This window comes from Colwellia sp. M166, from assembly GCF_024585285.1.
Lineage (GTDB): Bacteria > Pseudomonadota > Gammaproteobacteria > Enterobacterales > Alteromonadaceae > Cognaticolwellia.
Genome location: NZ_CP040755.1, coordinates 2,649,658 through 2,669,230, shown reverse-complemented (window position 1 = coordinate 2,669,230; position 19,573 = coordinate 2,649,658). Strand labels below are relative to the sequence as shown.

Here is a 19,573-nt window from a genome sequence, read left to right as displayed (position 1 = left end):
TTAGCTATATCTATATATCGTAGTCAATCACTTCATAACCTAGCGCTTCTAATTGTGGTTTTAAGGTTTTAGCGTCGCCAACCACCACCATTAACATCTCTTTTATATTTAAGTGCTTTTTCGCTAAGGCATTAATTTCTTCTTTGCTAATATTTTTAACAATTTCATTGCGCTGTTTAACAAAGTCAGCACTAAGATTATGCTCTAAAATTTGCGCTAAGAAACTCAGCTTACTGCTCGGTGTTTCATACTTCAAAGCATCTTTCTGGTTAATTGCATTGCGCATAAAGGCCAATTCTTCATCACTAATACCTTTATCAGCATAGTGTTGAATTTCTTTCACAAACTCAACAATCGACTTATCAGTGACATCAGCGCGTACTTCAGCACTGGCAGTATATACGCCTGAAAACTTATCACCGTAGAAATAAGAACGCGCACCGTAGGTATAGCCTTTGTCCTCACGTAAATTTAAATTAATGCGACTGTTAAAAGCGCCACCCAATGGAAAGTTCATTAAATAAGCACGATAGTACTCACCCGTCACATCTTGGGTCAATGAACGCTTACCAATACGAATAGCTGATTGCGCCGCATTATCTTTGTTAACTAAATAAATAACCCCCGCTTTAGCCGTTGAATCAGGTAAGTTAAGCAACAACTTTTCACCTGCACCGGTTAAAGGCTTAAATATAGCTAATGACTTTAAAACACGGTCTTTGGCTAAATCAGATACTAGTATTATTTCACTGCCTTTTGGCTGTACTTGTTGCTCATAAAGTGCTTTTACATCAGCCAACTGAATATTATTCAATGACGCTTCTGAACCCGCGCTAGAAATTGCGGCAATGTTATCAGCATGTAGTAATTGACGATAAGCCGTTGATGCTAAATAGCCAGCGTCTTTTTTACCATTAATAGCGCCTTGAATTGCATTACTTTTATTGCGCTGGAATTCATTGGTTAAGAATGCTGGTGCGGTTAGTTTTTCATAAACTAATGCAAGCGTTGCATCTAAGTGCTTAGTTAAAGTGTTTACATTAATGGCTAAATAACTATTGCCTGCAGAAATGCCTACTGAGGCACCTAGCTTTTGTAACTCCTTACTCATGTCCTCTGCACTGCGTTTAGTTGTCGATTCATTCAACATTGCAGCCATAAGTGAAGCGGTACCGGCTTTGTCTTTACTTTCGTAATAATGACCGGCAGGTATTTTAAGCAATATTGAGGTGGTTGGTGTTTCTTTACTTTGTGTCGCTAAGATTTTAATACCATTCGCAAAAGTTTCTTGCCACATTTGCGGTACATCGACGGCTTTATTCATCCCTGCTGTTGGCATAATACTGCGATCAAAGTTATCTATGGCTTTACGTATTTTTAAGTCGCTATCCGTTGTTTGAGCCAGTTCAGGAGTAACTCGTGTTGGTGGCGTAAAGTTATCTTCAGCAGCAACTAAGTTCATTTGTCCTTTTGGCACTACACTCATGATCACGCCATGTTTATCTTTAAGATATTTTTTATAAACACGCATCACATCGGCTTTCGTTACTTCGGCATAACGGGCAATGTCTTGCTCAATATAATTGGGATCACCTTTAAACGTTTCATTAGCCGCTAATTGACTAACCTTACCTGCTACACTTTGTAAGCCAAAAACAAAATTAGCTTCCATTGCCGCTTTCGCTTTTATTAAGTCATCATCTTCAACACCACGAGTTTCAAATTCAACTAAACTATCGCGAATAATTTTTTCCATATCTGCCAAGGTTTTTCCTGAAGCGGGATGTGGTAACGCTAATAGATTAAAAGTACAGGCAAGTTCTGCACATGGATGACTGACTGAGGCTTGTACGGCTAATTGGTTTTTCACTAAGTTTTTATAAAGTAATGATGTTTTGCCACCACCTAAAATGCTCGACAGTAAATCCAATGCAGCTTCATCTTCATGCCTAACACTCACTGTCGGATAAGACATATATACTAAGGGTAAATGGACATTATCTTCCATAGAAATATAACGATCAGCATTGATAGTAAAACTTGGTTTTTCTGGCATTTTCACTTCAGGACCACGTGGAATACTGCCGAAATACTTATTTACCATGGCTAAGGTTTTTTCCACATCAACATCGCCACCTATGGTTAAGGTGGCGTTATTTGGCCCATACCAACGTAAGAAAAATGCTTTTAAGTCATTAACATTTACACGATTAAGATCTTCAATATAACCAATGGTTTGCCATGAGTATGGATGACCTGCTGGGTACATAGCTTGTCCGACACGCTCACTCAATAAACCGTAAGGACGATTGTCGTAGCTTTGACCCCGTTCATTTTTTACCGTTTCACGCTGTATTTCAAATTTTTCTTGGGTTACCGCATCAACTAAAAAGCCCATACGATCCGCTTCTAACCAGAGCATCTTCTCTAATTGGTTGGCCGGTACCGTTTGAAAATAATTGGTACGATCACTGTTTGTTGTACCATTCATGGTACCACCAGACTCCGTCACTATTTTAAAGTGTTCGTCATCAGCAACGTGTTCTGAACCTTGAAACATCATGTGTTCGAAAAAATGGGCGAATCCCGACTTACCGAGCTCTTCTCGGCCAGAGCCAACATGGTAAGTCATATCAACATGAACCAAAGGGTCTGAACTATCTTGATGCAAAATTAATGTCAAACCGTTATCAAGCACATATTTTTGATATGGAATAACAGTTTTCCCCTCTTGTGCTTCAACCTGTTCAATAAAGCTCATTCCAGCAACTTTAACTGCTGAAGCTGTACTATCAACCGTATTGGTATTTTCGCAGGCAACTAAAAAACTGAGTAATAATGGTAAGGTCCATTTTTTCAAAATATTTTCCTCTATTCAATCATAGCTAATTGTGAACTGAGGGTAATATATCGTTATTAGCCGCAAGTACAATAGCTTAGCGCTATTCAATGAAATAATTGCGTAATTAACAGCCTTAATAGCCCACATCGAACAATGTAATGGCTAAGTTGTGTTGAATCTAGTTGAGTTGAATCTAGTTGAGTTGAGCAAAATTATTCTGCGATATAATGGCAAGCAAACTATAAAGCGCACGATTATCGCTAGTGATTACTTTCTAATTTTCATAATACTATTTATACAATCCAAATATATCAATTTTAGCTCAAGTGAATTTTAAGCAATAAAAAAGCAGCTCTCGCTGCTTCTTTGATATTGTACTGTTCGAGTTACTCTTCTTCAGTTGTTTCAACTGATTCTTCAGTTTGCTCTTGTTCTGCTACTGGTTCGTGACCTTCGCCACCACATTGACCACAACATCCCATAATAATTCTCCGTTGTTTAAATATGCCCTCATCATACTTAATGGAGATAATGCATTATTGATCAAAATCAGTTAAAGCTAATTAATTTAGTTAGTCGTTGATAAATAAAAATTTAAATTTTCAATTTTTTTCATACCCAGCACTCGCTAGCTAAAAAACATGCTGAAGTAGTGCTAAGTTAGCAATTAAGACCATAACCGCAAACTAAACAATTGTTTATTTTCTTGTTAACTAAAGTGCATAAGCATGCAACTTCATGTAATAAAACTACATGAGTTGCCGTTTATAAAACATTTACATCACATTTTATGACAGCAAAAAAAAAGCCGACAACTAAGTTATCGGCCTATAAGCTATGAGGAAAGCTAGAATGTTCAAAATTATTACAACAAGTGTTCGCGTTAGGAACAAAACGATTATAGAGTAATTATTCTAAGACTGTAAAGCATATTGTGTAATTTTTTTACATTTTGTTTTAATTTTAACGTGTGAATACTGCTAACTAATCTAAAATTTTAACTTTTGGGTAAAAAAAGGCCTCTAGAAAGAGGCCTAAAAAATACACATTATGAAGGGATCACTCAGTGTTATATAATAAGAGCGTGCTGCAACTGAATAAATTTCAGCCAGTAGTTAATAATCCCAGCACATTTACATTAATCGCTAATGTGCTTGTTCCCAGTTATCACCGATACCCGCTTCAGCAATCAGCGGCACACTCATGGTAATAGCATTATTCATAATATCGACTAAACTCGCCGTCGTTGCTTCTACTATGTCTTGATGGATTTCGAAAATTAGCTCATCGTGTACTTGCATGGTCATTTTTATTCTCTGATCATTTTGCTCTAATATCCAAGCGTCCACCGCTAACATGGCTTTTTTAATGATATCTGCTGCTGTACCTTGCATTGGCGCGTTAATCGCCGCACGTTCAGCCGCTTTTTTCCGCATAGCATTTTTTGCTTTAATATCAGGTAAATAAAGTCGACGACCAAATAAAGTTTCGACATAGCCTTTTTCTGTCGCTTTTTGACGGGTGTCTTCCATGTACTGAGACACATTCGGATAACGTTCAAAGTATTTATCCATATATGCTTGTGCTGTATGACGAGGAACATTCAGCTGTTTCGCCAGACCAAATGCTGACATGCCATAAATTAAGCCAAAGTTAACCGCCTTAGCACTACGGCGTTGCTCACTGGTTACTTCATCAAGTGGCACGGCAAATATCTCTGCTGCCGTTGCTTTATGCACATCTTTACCTTCTGAGAAGGCTTTAACAAGACCTGGGTCATCTGATAAATGCGCCATAATCCGTAATTCGATTTGCGAGTAATCAATAGCAACAATTTTATGCTCTGGTGGGGCAATAAAGGCCAGACGTATTTTACGTCCTTCTTCACTACGAATAGGAATGTTTTGTAAATTTGGATCGGTTGAAGATAAACGCCCCGTTGCCGTCACGGCTTGATGGTACGAAGTGTGAACTCGGTTAGTTTTCGGAACAACCAGTAAAGGTAATTTATCGGTATAAGTAGACTTTAACTTACTTAAGCCTCGGTTTTCTAAAATCACTTTTGGTAAGGGATAATCTAAGGCTAATTCTTGCAACACTTCTTCGGCGGTTGAAGGTGCGCCTTTAGGGGTTTTCTTAATAACCGGTATTTTTAACTCTTCAAACAATATCACCTGCAATTGCTTAGGCGAACTTAAGTTAAAGCTTTTGCCAGCTAAGTTGTGTGCTTCAATTTCTAACTCAGATAAACGCGTACCAATTGACTGGCTTTGTTGATCTAACATATCGCAATCAATTAGCACACCATGCTGTTCCATACGTGCAAGCACAGGTAACAAGGGCATTTCAATTTCGTCGAATACGGAAAGTTGTGAAGGCACTTTCGCTAACTGCGGATAAATTGCTTGGTGCAAACGTAAGGTAATATCAGCATCTTCTGCGGCGTAATGTCCGGCTTTTTCAATATCAATTTGATTGAAAGTCAGCTGCTTTGCACCTTTACCCGCAATATCTTCAAAATGAACGGTTTTATAACCTAAGTATTTTTCCGCTAAAGCATCCATATTATGACGCGTGGCGACACTATTAAGGCAGTAAGATTCAAGCATGGTATCAAAAGTTATACCTTGCATAGCAATACCATAGTGCGATAACACATTGGCATCGTATTTTAAGTTTTGCCCAACTTTAGCCACTGTTTTACTTTCTAATAACGGTTTGAGTTGCTCAAGGACCCAATTAAGCTCAAGTTGCTCTGGCGCATCTAAATAATCATGATTTAAAGGCACATAAGCGGCTTTGCCGACTGCTAAACAAAATGACAAGCCGACTAATTCTGCCTTCATATAGTTAACGCTGGTGGTTTCAGTATCGAAAGCAAAAAGCTCGGCACTTTTTAGCTTTTCAAGCCAAACACCAAAACTTGCTTTATCAAGTACAATGTCATATTCAGCGTCAACATCAGCAGGCAATTCAGCTACTGCCTCATCGCTTTCAGCAACCGCTACTTTTGTTTTATCATCGCCAGAGTTTAAGTCTGCCAGTAAACGCTTAAGTTCGAATTGTTGGTACAGTGACTTGAGTTTTTCAACATCAGCAGCTATCGGCTGCAATTCTGTTACCGTTTGTTCAAGTTCAACATCGAGTCGAATAGTAGCCAGCTCATAAGAAAGCGGTAATTGTGGTAAAGCGGTACGTAAGTTTTCACCAACCTTACCTTTTACTTCATCAGCATGCGCCATCACCTCTTTTAAACTAGGGTGCGCAGTTAACCATTTTACTGCCGTTTTAGGTCCACATTTTTCAACGCCTGGAATGTTATCAACTTTATCGCCCATTAAGGCAAGATAATCAATAATTTGATCTGGGCGAACACCAAATTTTTCAATAACGCCGGCCTCGTCCATTTCGACATTGGTCATGGTATTAATTAAGCGTACATGTTGGTTAACCAACTGCGCCATATCCTTATCACCAGTAGAAATAACGGTTTCCATACCTAAGGCTGTCGCTTGCTCTGACAAGGTACCAATAACATCATCAGCTTCAACACCTTCAATAACTAATAAAGGTAGGCCCATAGCAGCAATTATTTCATGTAAGGGTGCTATTTGTGTACGTAAATCATCCGGCATTGGCGGTCGATTAGCTTTATATTCAGGGTACATGTCATTACGAAAGGTTTTTCCTTTGGCATCAAACACCACAACAACATTACCGTTTGGATAGTCTTTTTTCAGACTTCTGATCATATTCAACACCCCGGTAATAGCACCGGTAGGTTGACCGTCTGATGTCGACAAAGCTTGCAAATATGGTACGTGATATGCGCGGAATAAATAAGATGAACCATCGACTAAAATTAGCGGTGATTGGTCAGAAGTTGGCATGATAATTTTTTGACTGGGAGAAAGATTTGCTAAGCATGCCATAATCAGCAAATTCTCTCTAGCAATTCATTTAAATTAGTCACATCAATTAGTGACAACTGTGGATAAGTATGTTGAAAAGCACGATGAAAAGCCATAAAGATCTAACGAACTTTACGGAAACCTAAGTTTAACTCACTGTAATTATTGAAAAAAGGTAAGTCAAAAATCCTTTTCATATATTTATTGTTATTTTTTTATTATGTGGATAAATAAATACACATGCTTAAACCATGCTGCTCAATTAACGAGCAACTTAAATAAGCGAGCTAAGAGATTACCAGAAAACGGCATCATTACCAGACAATTGTTAAACTATTTTTACCGCTTTATGATGCCTAGAAATAACAAAAAAACATAAGCTATATTTGGCAAGGGCTAGCTTAATTTTGTTAATTAAACTTTATGAGAAATTAAATTTTTTCTCGTGATAAATGATCATTTAATTTTTACATTAGCGGTAATAAAAGTGATAAATACCATAGAAATCGATTTTTAAATTAGCGGGAACTTATAGCAATATAACAAAACGACTTATTAGCATTGCATGACAATCAATTGTCCAATTTACTATCACTTTTCCTAAAATAATATTAAAGAAAGCGGCTAATAGACCTTAGTAGCACTAAATTCTAGCCGACGGAAAAACAGTATTTTGACACCTTCAACGCTAATTTATGTATTTTCATTGGTGCCTTTGAATACAGTTTCTGCCTTGAGCCTTAGCACTCAACAACGCTTGGTCAGCATGCTCAATCAATGATGGTATGTTTTTATCATGTTCTTGCAACGATGCTGCGCCAATGCTCACAGTGACACACAAGTCACCCTTGTCGGTAACAACCGGTAAGTTAGCAATACTCGCTAGAATACGCTCAGCAATAACCATCGCGTCTTCCAACGTGGAATTGGGAAGAACGACGATAAACTCTTCACCGCCATAGCGGCCAACTGAATCATAAGGACGCACAGATTGCTTTAGACGACCAGCAACATCACTGATCACTTTGTCACCAACAAGATGGCCATATTCATCGTTGATGCGTTTAAATTTGTCAATATCGATCATTAATACACTGAGCCACTGACTATTTCTTCTGGCACGGTCGAACTCAATTTGAGCGACTTCCATCACCTTTCTACGCATAAGTAGTTGGGTAAGCTCATCTGTTGAAGCTAGCATTTCCAGTTCAATATTTTTTTCATTCAGCAGTTTATTGGCATTTTTAAGTACCTCACTCCAGTAAATAATTGCTTTATAAATCAGAAATATCAGAGCGACCATCACGGCAAGTAAGATAAAAAGAGGATAGGACATGCCACTAATAGCATTGTCGATAGTAAGAAGGCTTGCTTGGCTCATTGATGTACTTTTTAACCGAGCCAACTGCTCAATGCTGATAAAACGGGCCGTGGCAACATAACCGACTAACACAGTAACAAAAGCGATTGTCGCCAGTGTGAGTACTCTATATGACACAACCCGCTTTACTGAATTTGGTGAGTGCAATGCCGCACTAAGCTTAAGAACAACAGGACTGAAAAAATACAATACCGGCAAGACGATAAAAGTAGTCTGTAACCATCCGCCTACCCACCAACCTTGCCAAACCGGAAGTGCATTGTTAAGTCCTACTTTATTCGCAAATGCCCAAATAAATGACCCCGAGGAACCTGCTAGAGAAGCCACCAAAGAAATAAGCACAAAGCCAATGAGAGAAACAAACACATTAATCTTGGTATGTTTAGGTAGAATAGACAAAGATAAATAATAAAATGCCAAGCTGAGTGGATTGGCAAAGGAGAATAACAAAATCCAGCCCAACGGCATACCTCCAACATATGCAACCAAAAAAGTCGCAAGATAAGCTGGAATTGCTGCCCAAAAATAGCCAAACCAGAAAACGATCGGCACACAAAGTAACATTGGAATATAGACAGTAATGTAAATTGACATGCCACTAAGTGATAACTCCAGACCCGTCCATTCCAGATAACGAGTGATTACACTTGATGGTACAATTATCGCACAACCTAAAAGCCAGAAAAGCACGAAATCACGAGCTTTTCCACCCTGTCTGAGCATGGCTAATGGCTTAAACGGAATGTTGGCAAAACTGCTATTTGTCTCAGTCAATTTAATTACCTCTTCCATATATTAATGACTAGTGGCATTCATATTTCAACTTGATTTAAGTAACATGATATTGCAATTCCCAAGAGCTAAATAATGAATATAAGTTAACATCTGATCGCTTATATCATGTTAGGTTATATAGCTAAAGCACCTTATGTCCTACCCTTTGTTTGCGGTTCAGAGCTTATCGCATTCTCACCAGGGCATTAACTTCTCCAACAACATTATTAAATGGCTAACAATAACAGCCGTTAGGTTTGACTAAAAAACTACCGTAAAAATACTATTGCAGATACCACATAACAACAAGGTTAATAGTTTTTCCAGCGTTTACAAATCTACACAGTAGGTTTTCCAGACACCATTAATTCATAGTATCAAACTCTTCGGTTGAGTTTGGGTGAATAACAACCGTACAATCAAAGTCAGCTTTTGTTGCGCCGATTTCATTGCTATGGCAAAGCCCTGCAATAATTCATCAATACAAAAATAAACCATGAAAAACAAAGGTTTTCTTATTTTCTAAGGCAAACTAATTTTATTCTAGTTGGCTCGCGATAGCCCTCACTAATCGCTTGATATAAGAAGATAAATTGAGAGCTATACACTTCAACTTATCATCACCGCATTCAGCAATAGCTTCTTACTTTGATATCCCGACAGTAACAATAACCGAATGACCAAACACCACTGTCGCTATATTGGAATAATTTAAATGGTGATTAGATTTGTTATCTAATAAACGTCACATAAGCGGCGCGCTGCTGCAACATCAGCAGGCGTTAGCAATGAACGGAAGTATTATCGCTGGCAGGCTTACGACTTATAAGCTATCAACTGGCCTGTTATTGCCAATTGACGTCATTAAAATATTTTGGATATTCTTCTAGTGCTTGAAGAATCATAACCGCGCCTGATTTTTTATTCTCAGCATGCTTAATTAAGTCGTTCCCTTGCATTATTTTTGCAAGTAAGACATGAAGCTGTGCGTCAGCTTTAGGGGCTAGTTGGCAATTTTCGAATAAAAAATTCAGTTGCTTATCAAACGCTGATGCTAAGGCTAAAAATTGAGTTTGAGAAAATTTATCATAATGGATAGCATCAAGATTCACCATTAATTGTTGTTGAATACTGACCATACCGATATGTAAACTCTGATCGATTTGCCACTTAGCACCATGGTTTAACTGCAATGCTTGTTGATTGCTATGCTGGTGCTGATGTTCTTCAGCAACCGTTGAGTAACTTAATAGGCAATTAAATATTATTGCGGTGAGTAATACATAACGTGTAGACAGCATTTTTACTCTCATATTTGTTGTACTAAGCAGATTTGATTTATTGTACAACCTCGCATTAGAGTAACAAGCGTAAAACAAGAAAAATGCGTTAAAGCTAGTTAAGATCAATTAATACCTTGTAGAAATGAAGATTGTAGGCCGTTAGCTTTAACTTAACGCGATTAAACCATGCTCCTAAGTTTCTTTAATGTAATGAATACTCGCTAGCCTTAACAAGCTAAATGCTTACTCAAACGGCATAAGTAAGGTTTTTATTGCCGGGCGAAGTGCAATTAACACCGTTTCCTCAGTCAACTCAGGGTAAAGCATTTTTCTTAACAGTAAGCCTGCCATAACCGAAAAAATAACATTAACTCGACTTTCTAACTCCACAGCAGAAATTTCTTTAATTACGCTACGCTCGCTCATCAGTAACTGACACATTCTATTGCGTGCTTGCGTATCAGCATCACGTAATAACGTGGCAACTTTATTGTTGCGCCCAGCCTCTGCTAACATTTCTAAATCGACCGCACAAGCACCGGTGTCCATATGTCGTTGTACACCGACATTCAAACCATTAAGTAGTACCGTTAAAATGTCACCTGGTTGCTGTTCAAATTCTTGAAATATTGAGAACATTTCTTCCATGTCTTGCTCAATAATACTTTCTATAATCGCTTCTTTGCTGTCAAAGTAATTATAAATATGCCCTGCACTCATACCGGCTGTTTTTGATATTTCAGCCATGCCCGCACCATGAAAGCCTTTCCGGCGAAAACAATCAGCTGCCGCAGTAAGTACTTGGTTACGGCGCGCTTCAGCTAACGCAGGATCTATATGTCTTTTAGTTTTTGGTTTCATCAGAAACTCCACTACAAACCCAACAGGTTCGGCATAAAGGCATGCCCTTACAATTAAGCTAAGTTATTTAAGGCCTATAGCAAACTATAGACCTTAAAATACCATTACTGAGCTGTATTTTCAGGTTGTTAGCCACCACTACCAAGCACTTAAGCTGAACGTTTTTTGATGGAAGTATTTACTGCTCATTGTGTATGTTCCTTCGCGGTATTATCTGTTTTACCTGGAAATATTCGGCGCACGATAACGAAAAACATTGGCACAAAAACCACCACTAAAATTGAAGACGCTAGCGTACCACCAATAATAGAAATACCGAGTGCGTTCTGCGCGCCAGAGCCGGCACTAGAGGCAACAGCTAACGGTATAACACCACAAATAAAGGCCATTGAAGTCATTAAAATTGGACGTAAGCGCAAACGAACTGCAGCGATTGCAGCATCGACGACACTTAGCCCTTCCGCCATTTTATGAATAGCAAATTCAACAATTAAGATGGCATTTTTAGACGCTAAACCAATGGTCGTTAATAAGCCAACTTGTAAGTAAATATCGTTTGATAAGCCGCCGCCAAAAGCTGCCATGATCGCACCAAATATACCTAAAGGCACAATTAACATAACCGCAAACGGTACCGACCAACTCTCATATAATGCCGCTAAACATAAAAATACAAACAACAGTGATAAACCATAAAGTAACGGCGCTTGACCTCCACTTGAGCGTTCTTGATAAGAAATACCCGACCACTCAGAAGAAACACCATTAGGTAATTGCTTAACTAAACGTTCCATTTCATCCATGGCTTGACCGGTACTGTAACCCGGTGCTGCACTACCTTGAATTTCCATGGCAGAAAAGCCATTGTAACGCTCTAAACGCGGTGATCCGTACGACCAAAATGAACTAGCAAAGGCGGAGAATGGCACCATATCGCCATTATTATTGCGCACGTACCATTGATTAAGATCTTCTGGCACCATGCGTGATTCAGCTTCACCTTGCAGATAAACTTTTTTCACACGGCCACGGTCAATAAAGTCATTAACGTAACTACTACCCCACGCGGTAGAAAGTGTGCTGTTGATATCACCTTGCGATACGCCAAGCGCTTCAGCTTTTGCAAGATCGATATCAAGCTGTAATTCTGGCATATCTTCTTGTCCATTTGGACGTACTCCTGCCAATATCGGACTTTGACTCGCCATACCTAGCAACTGGTTTCTAGCCGCTAATAAGGCATCATGACCAAGACCAACACGGTCTTGCAAAAACAGATTAAAACCATTTGCCGTACCTAGCTCTACAATCGCTGGTGGTGGAAAGGCAAAGACAAAAGCTTCTTTAATAGTAGAGAAATAACCCATACCTTTACCAGCAACTGCATTAACCGATAAGTCGTCACGTTGACGTTCATCCCAGTGCTTCAAGCTAACAAAACCTATAGCTGAGTTTTGTCCTGAGCCAGCAAAGCTAAAACCTGTAACAGTAAAAATACCTTTAACCGCTTCAGACTGATCGTTCAAGTAATGATTTTCTACTTTTTTAACCACCGCTAAAGTTTGCTCTGTAGTTGACCCCGCAGGTAACATCACTTGGTTAAACAAAATACCTTGGTCTTCATCAGGTAAAAATGCCGTTGGTAAGCTTGAAAATACATACACCATGCCGCCAACAATCACGCCATAAATAAGTAAGTAACGCTTAGCATGCTTGATCATTCGGCCAACAAAGCTTTGCGCACCTGAGTTGGTTTTATCGAAGCCGCGGTTAAAGCCAGAGAAAAATTTACCTATTAATGAGTTGTCATTATGCACATGGCTAGGTTTTAATAAGGTTGCACATAATGCCGGTGTTAAAATAAGCGCCACTAATACCGAAAGCCCCATGGCGGAAACCAACGTGATAGAGAACTGTCGATAGATAACACCGGTTGAGCCACTAAAGAATGCCATCGGTATAAATACCGCAGAAAGCACCATAGCAATACCAACAAGTGCGCCTTTAATCTCATCCATAGACTTACGTGTAGCTTCCAGCGCCGAAAGTTTTTCTTCAGTCATTAAACGTTCAACATTTTCCACCACAACAATGGCATCATCAACTAGCAAACCAATAGCTAAAACCATGGCAAACATTGTTAAAGTATTAATTGAATAGCCAAAGGTGTACAAGATACCAAATGTGCCCAGCAAGACCACTGGCACAGCAATGGTTGGAATAAGCGTTGCTCTGAAGTTTTGTAAAAACAGATACATGACAACAAAAACCAAGATCACCGCTTCGATAAGAGTGTGTATAACTTTTTCAATCGATAATGAAACAAACGGCGTAGTATCATAAGGAATAACGGTAACTAAACCTTCAGGGAAAAATGGTGCAAGTTCTTTCAGCGCATCTTTAACCCCTTGAGCTGTATCGAGTGCATTTGCGCCACTGGCCAGCTTTACCCCTAAACCTGATGCTGGCTTACCATTAAAACGCGCAACAACACCATAATTTTCACCACCTAGCTCTACTCTTGCCACATCTTCAAGACGAACAATAGAGCCATCACTGTTGGTTTTTACCAAAATATTTTCAAATTGTGCAGGGGTTTGTAAACGACTCTGTGCTGTTACTGTCGCATTAAGTTGTTGTCCGGCAACAGCAGGCATTCCGCCGAGTTGACCTGCTGAAACTTGAGCATTTTGCGCACTAATTGCCGCGCTGATATCAGCAGGTGTTAATTTAAAGTTTTGTAATTTTGCCGGATCTAACCAAATACGCATAGCATATTGAGAGCCAAATAATTGTGCTTCACCCACACCATTAACACGCGAAACAATATCTTGTACATTTGACGAAACATAATCACCAATATCAATATTATTCATGCTGCCGTCTTGCGAAACAAAACCGACCACAAGTAGGAAATTACGCGCCGATTTTGCCACCACAACACCTTGCCTTTGTACTTCTTCCGGTAAAAGTGGTGTTGCTGTTGCTAATTTATTTTGTACTTGTACCTGAGCAATATCAGGATCAGTTTCGGCACTAAAAGTCAGGGTAAGTGTTGCTGAGCCACTTGATTCTGAAGTTGATGACATATACAACAAGCCATCTAAGCCTTTCATTTTTTGTTCAATGACCTGTGTAACTGAGTCTTCTAATGTTTGTGCTGATGCGCCTGGGTAGTTAGCGGTAATACTAATCGCTGGTGGCGCAATTGAAGGATACTGCGCAATAGGCAAAACCTTAATCGCTAAAATACCCGCAAGCATCACTATAATTGCCAACACCCAAGCGAATATAGGTCTATCGATAAAAAATCGTGACATTCAGATTCTCCGTTATTGCGCTTTGTTTGTAGAAGATAAAGCTGACGAGTCAACTTCAGTTGCGGTAACTGGCGCACCAGAACGAATCTTCTGTAAGCCTTCAACAATAAGTCTGTCACCTGCTTTTAAGCCATCAATGACTAACCAATTAGCGCCAACTGAACGGTCAATTTTTAACACTCGACTTTCAACGATACTCTTTGCACTTACCACAAGCGCCGTAGGCTCGCCTTTAGAATTGCGACTAACACCACGTTGCGGTACCAAAATAGCATCCGCTTTTACTCCTTCAACAATTGATGCGCGTGCATACATGCCTGGTAAGAGAAGCTTTTCAGGATTTGGAAATTCAGCTCGCAGAATTACAGATCCTGTGCTTGGATTAACGGTAACTTCAGAAAACTGTAACGTCCCTTTATGCGGGTATATTGAACCATCTTCCATAATCAACTCAACGTCTGTTTGCGTTGCAGGATCAACCGTTAATAAGCCTGATGCCAAGGCTTTTTTACGTTGAGTAAGTTCATTACTTGATTGTGTTAAATCGATATAAATTGGGTCTAGTTGCGTAACAGTGGCAAGCGCTGTCGCTTGGTTAGCACTAACTAAAGCCCCAACTGTCACACTTGATTTACTAATTTGACCACTAATCGGTGATGATACATGGCTATAATCAAGATTAATTTTTGCCGACTGTAATTGTGCTTTCGCTGTTAATAATTCAGCTCGTGCTTGTTTGTACGCTGCATCTGCCTCATCAAAGTCTTGCTGACTTACGGCTTTAATTTTTAACAGTTCACTAAAGCGAGCAGCTTTAGCTTTACTGCTCGCAATACTGGCCTCTGCTCTGGCAACTGCGGCTTCACTGGCTGCAAGTTCTGCTTCAAAAACGGCAGGATTGATTTGATAAAGCGCCTGACCTTGCTCAACCTGTTTACCTTCAACAAATAAGCGCGACTGTACAATACCACTGACTTGAGGACGAATTTCTGCAATTTGAAATGCATTTACACGCCCGGGCAATTCTTTTTTAAGTGTGAGCGCTTGGCTTTTTAACGTAACCACACCGACAGGTGTGGCTTGAGGAGCTGAAGATGTAGCTTGTTCAGCTACAACATCACACCCAGTTAAAACAACAGAACCAACGATGGCCGATAAAATTAATAGACCGAAACGGTAAAACTGCATAAATAAATACTCTTTGCATTAGAATGAACGATCATTCTAATATAAAAAAAAGCGATTTGAAATTTTTCAGAAGTTAAAAGATGTAATGAATTGTACGCACTTAATACGCTTCATAGCTGAGTTACCCATGGGTTTGCCATGCCACCCGTCATTAAGCAAACTTCAGCCGATACTGTGAATAGAAGTGTTTGAAATAATAAGCAAATAATTTCAATTAGCTTTTGCATATGAAAAGCCCGAGATGACGTTACAAGAATGATGATGAAAGAGTTACGTTGCGTAAATTTTACTGAGGACAAAGTCGTTTAGAACCCTATTATCTAGAGTTCTAAACATCTGTTCATGATTTTCTAAACGAACGATCAAGCTACCTAATAATCTGTGGTTACATAGTGACAAATTCTTCTGCTGACGTTGGATGAATCGCCACGGTATTATCAAAATCAGCTTTTGTTGCGCCCATTTTCATAGCGACAGCAAAACCTTGCAGTAATTCATCACTACCAAAACCAATACTGTGAATACCGACTATTTTTTCTTCTTTACCAGCACAAACTAATTTCATGCGAGTCGGATCGCGATAATCTTCAGTTATCGCTTGATATAATGCGGTGAATTGAGAGTTATAGACTTTAACTTCATCAACACCGTACTCTTCAATCGCTTCTTTTTCTGACAAACCAACCGTGCCAATTACCGGATGACTGAAGACTACTGTCGCTATATTTGAGTAATCTAAATGCTCGTCAGGTTTATTGTTAAATAAGCGTTCACATAAACGACGACCTGCCGCAACAGCAACTGGCGTTAACTGCGCGCGGCCAGTATTGTCACCCACCGCATAAACACCGGCGACGTCAGTATTTTGATATTTATCTGTTGGAATAAAACCACGTTCGTCGAGCTTAATACCTGTTGATTCAATATTAATGTTATCAGTGGCAGGCTCTCGGCCAATCGCCCAGATTAGAGTGTCTACAGGTCCAACAGTTTTACCGTTTTCTAAATGAATTGTCAGCGTGTTATCACTATGCTTTTCAATCCGCGTTGGTACGCTCATGGTATGCAGCGTTGGACCATGTTTGGCCATTTGTTCCACTAACGTATCACTGAGCATGTCATCAAAACCGCGCAATGGTTTTTCTTTACGTACCAATAAGTGTGATTCACTGCCTAATGCGTGTAACACGCCCGCAAGTTCAACTGCTATATAACCGGCACCTACCACCGCTACTTTCTCGGGTTGTTCGGTTAGTGCAAAAAAACCATCGGAATCAATACCGTACTCTGCACCTTCGATGCTTGGGCGACTTGGGCGTCCACCTGTGGCAATCGTAATATGCTCAGCGGTATATAAAACACCATCAACCTCTACCGTGTTTTTATCAACAAACTTAGCAAAACCATCAATCACAGTAACGTCGTTACTGGCAAAACCACGCGCATAAGCCGCATGAATACGTTCGATATAAGCTTCTCTGTTTGCGACTAATTTCGACCAGTCAAAGTTTTGCAATGGCGCTTTAAAACCATAATCATTAGCGTAATGTAATGCATCGGCAATTTGTCCGGCATACCACATGGCTTTTTTCGGCACACAACCGACATTCACACAAGTACCACCAATATGTTTAGCTTCAATAATTGCCGCTTTTTTACCTAAACGCGCTGCTCGGTTTGCTGAAGCAATGCCGCCACTGCCAGCGCCAATTGAAATGTAGTCAAAATGTTGTGTCATATTAATATTCCTGTGTGATTATGATTTATTATATTGGACTTAAAAAACAAAAATTCAAGCATAGCTATCAACATAGCTAATTTATAACGTCTAAATGATATTAGATTGACATGATATTGAAGCTATAAATTTCAAATTTTGATCACTAGTACCAAATAGTGACAGCTAAACCTTGATTATCGACTGCTTTGCCATTACATCTAGACCATAACCTAGCTAAAATGCGAATTTCATGACCAATCCATTATTACAAAATACATCATTACCACAATTCTCTAAAATCAAACCAAAGCATATTAAACCTGCGGTTGAAGAAGCTATAGCCAATTGTAAAAATACCATTGCAGATGTGTTAGCTAACAATACGCCATTTACTTGGGCTAATTTAGTTGCACCTATTGATGAAGTTGATGACGTATTAGGTAAGTTATGGTCGCCCATTTCGCATATGAACTCAGTGGTTAACAGCGATGAGCTGCGCGATGCTTATGAGTCATGTCTGCCACTTTTATCTGAATATGGCACGTTTGTTGGCCAACATGCTGGCCTATTTGCCGCTTACCAGCAATTAAGTGCAAGTGATGAATTTAGCCAGCTAAACACAGCGCAACAAAAAGTGATCACTAATGCCTTAAGAGACTTCAAGCTTTCTGGTATCGCGCTGAACAGTCAAGATCAAAAACGCTACGGTGAAATTTCTGCCCGTTTATCTGAACTTAGTTCTACTTTTGGTAATAATATTCTCGACGCCACCCATGCATTTAACGTTAATATTACTGATGAAAAAGAACTCTCGGGATTGCCCGCAAGTGCCAAAGAAGCGGCAAAAGCCTTAGCCGAAGCACAAGAAAAGTCAGGTTGGTTATTTACCTTAGACATACCAAGTTATTTACCGGTCATGACCTACTGTGATAACCAAGCATTACGCGAAAAAATGTATCGTGCTTACGTTACCCGTGCCTCTGAAATTGGCCCAAATGCTGGTGAATATGACAACAGCCCGATCATGAGTGAATTACTCGCTTTACGTCATGAGCTTGCCAACTTACTCGGTTTTGATAGCTTTGCAGAAAAGTCTCTCGCAACCAAAATGGCAAATAACAGCAATGAAGTTATCGGCTTCTTAGAAGATTTAGCCGTAAAATCGAAAGCTCAAGGTGAGCAAGACTTAGTTGAAGTTACAGCATTTGCTAAACAAAACTTTGCCCAAAGCGACTTACAAGCTTGGGATTTACCCTATTACAGTGAAAAGTTAAAACAAGAACGTTACGCTATTTCTGACGAAGAATTACGTCCTTACTTCCCTGAAAGCAAAGTTGTTGCCGGTTTATTCGAAGTGGTACATCGCTTGTTTGGTTTAACCATTAGTGAGCGGAAAGATGTTGATACTTGGCATAAAGATGTTAAGTTTTTTGATGTTTTGGATAAAAATCAGCAACTTCGCGGCAGCTTTTATTTTGATCTATATGCTCGAGCCCACAAACGTGGCGGCGCTTGGATGGACGACTGTGTCGGCCGACGAGAATTAGCCAATGGCGATATTCAATACCCAGTTGCCTACTTAACCTGTAATTTTAATGGCCCTGTCGGCGACAAACCGGCTTTATTTACGCATGACGAAGTCGTTACCTTGTTCCATGAGTTTGGTCACGGTATTCACCATATGTTAACGCAGATTAACGCAGCAGGCGTTTCTGGTATTAACGGTGTGCCATGGGATGCTGTTGAATTACCGAGCCAGTTTTTAGAAAATTGGTGTTGGCAACCAGAGGCACTTGCCTTTATTTCTGGTCACTATCAAACAGATGAATCGTTACCGCAAGATATGCTAGATAAAATGCTCGCAGCGAAAAACTTCCAATCAGCAATGCAAATGATCCGTCAGCTAGAATTTAGCTTATTCGATTTTAAAATGCATGCTCAATACTCGCCAGAAAAAGGTGATGAAATTCAACAAGTATTAAACCAAGTTCGTGATGACTACGCAGTGTTTAAAGCGCCAGAATTCAATCGTTTTCAACACAGCTTTGGCCACATTTTCGGCGGTGGTTATGCGGCCGGATATTACAGTTATAAATGGGCTGAAGTGTTATCGGCAGATGCTTTTTCTCGCTTTGAAGAAGAAGGGATTTTTAACCAAACGGTTGGCCATGACTTTTTATCCAATGTGCTAGAAATGGGCGGTTCAAAAGAGCCAAGCGAACTGTTTAAAGCCTTCCGTGGCCGAGAGCCTAGCATTGATGCTTTACTGCGTCATAGCGGCATCACAGGTTAA

9 protein-coding genes are annotated in these 19,573 nt (G+C 39.6%); 1 reads left to right on the top strand and 8 read right to left on the bottom strand.

The window, feature by feature from the left end:
- Nucleotides 1–10 precede the first annotated feature (10 nt).
- The 8 genes from FGD67_RS12100 to gorA all read right to left on the bottom strand — a co-directional run bounded on the left by FGD67_RS12100 (nucleotide 11) and on the right by gorA (nucleotide 17,298).
- Entirely contained in the window at nucleotides 11–2,860 is a 2,850-nt protein-coding gene (locus tag FGD67_RS12100; protein WP_257171418.1) for a pitrilysin family protein, read from the bottom strand.
- Nucleotides 2,861–3,987: 1,127 nt separating this feature from the next.
- The gene (gene polA, locus FGD67_RS12095) at nucleotides 3,988–6,732 is read right to left on the bottom strand and encodes a DNA polymerase I (RefSeq protein ID WP_257171417.1); all 2,745 of its coding nucleotides are present in this window, start codon (nucleotides 6,730–6,732) and stop codon (nucleotides 3,988–3,990) included.
- A 724-nt stretch (nucleotides 6,733–7,456) separates the two neighbouring features.
- Complete coding sequence (locus FGD67_RS12090; RefSeq protein ID WP_257171416.1) at nucleotides 7,457–8,908, bottom strand: GGDEF domain-containing protein; 1,452 nt, start codon at nucleotides 8,906–8,908, stop codon at nucleotides 7,457–7,459.
- 845 nt (nucleotides 8,909–9,753) lie between these two features.
- Nucleotides 9,754–10,209 (bottom strand): hypothetical protein, encoded by a 456-nt coding sequence (locus FGD67_RS12085; protein ID WP_257171415.1) that lies wholly within the window; start codon nucleotides 10,207–10,209, stop codon nucleotides 9,754–9,756.
- A 225-nt stretch (nucleotides 10,210–10,434) separates the two neighbouring features.
- On the bottom strand, nucleotides 10,435–11,052 hold the full coding sequence (locus FGD67_RS12080; RefSeq protein ID WP_257171414.1) for a TetR/AcrR family transcriptional regulator: 618 nt from the start codon (nucleotides 11,050–11,052) through the stop codon (nucleotides 10,435–10,437).
- 185 nt (nucleotides 11,053–11,237) lie between these two features.
- Nucleotides 11,238–14,372, bottom strand: coding sequence for an efflux RND transporter permease subunit (locus FGD67_RS12075; protein WP_257171413.1), 3,135 nt, complete (start codon nucleotides 14,370–14,372; stop codon nucleotides 11,238–11,240).
- A gap of 12 nt (nucleotides 14,373–14,384) precedes the next feature.
- Entirely contained in the window at nucleotides 14,385–15,560 is a 1,176-nt protein-coding gene (locus tag FGD67_RS12070; protein WP_257171412.1) for an efflux RND transporter periplasmic adaptor subunit, read from the bottom strand.
- A 385-nt stretch (nucleotides 15,561–15,945) separates the two neighbouring features.
- Nucleotides 15,946–17,298 carry a glutathione-disulfide reductase gene (gorA, locus tag FGD67_RS12065; protein ID WP_257171411.1) on the bottom strand — a complete coding sequence of 451 codons (1,353 nt, stop codon included), beginning with the start codon at nucleotides 17,296–17,298 and terminating at the stop codon, nucleotides 15,946–15,948.
- Between the two features lie 232 nt (nucleotides 17,299–17,530).
- Here gorA and prlC point away from each other — a divergent pair, with 232 nt between their 5' ends.
- Nucleotides 17,531–19,573, top strand: coding sequence for an oligopeptidase A (gene prlC / locus FGD67_RS12060; RefSeq protein WP_257171410.1), 2,043 nt, complete (start codon nucleotides 17,531–17,533; stop codon nucleotides 19,571–19,573).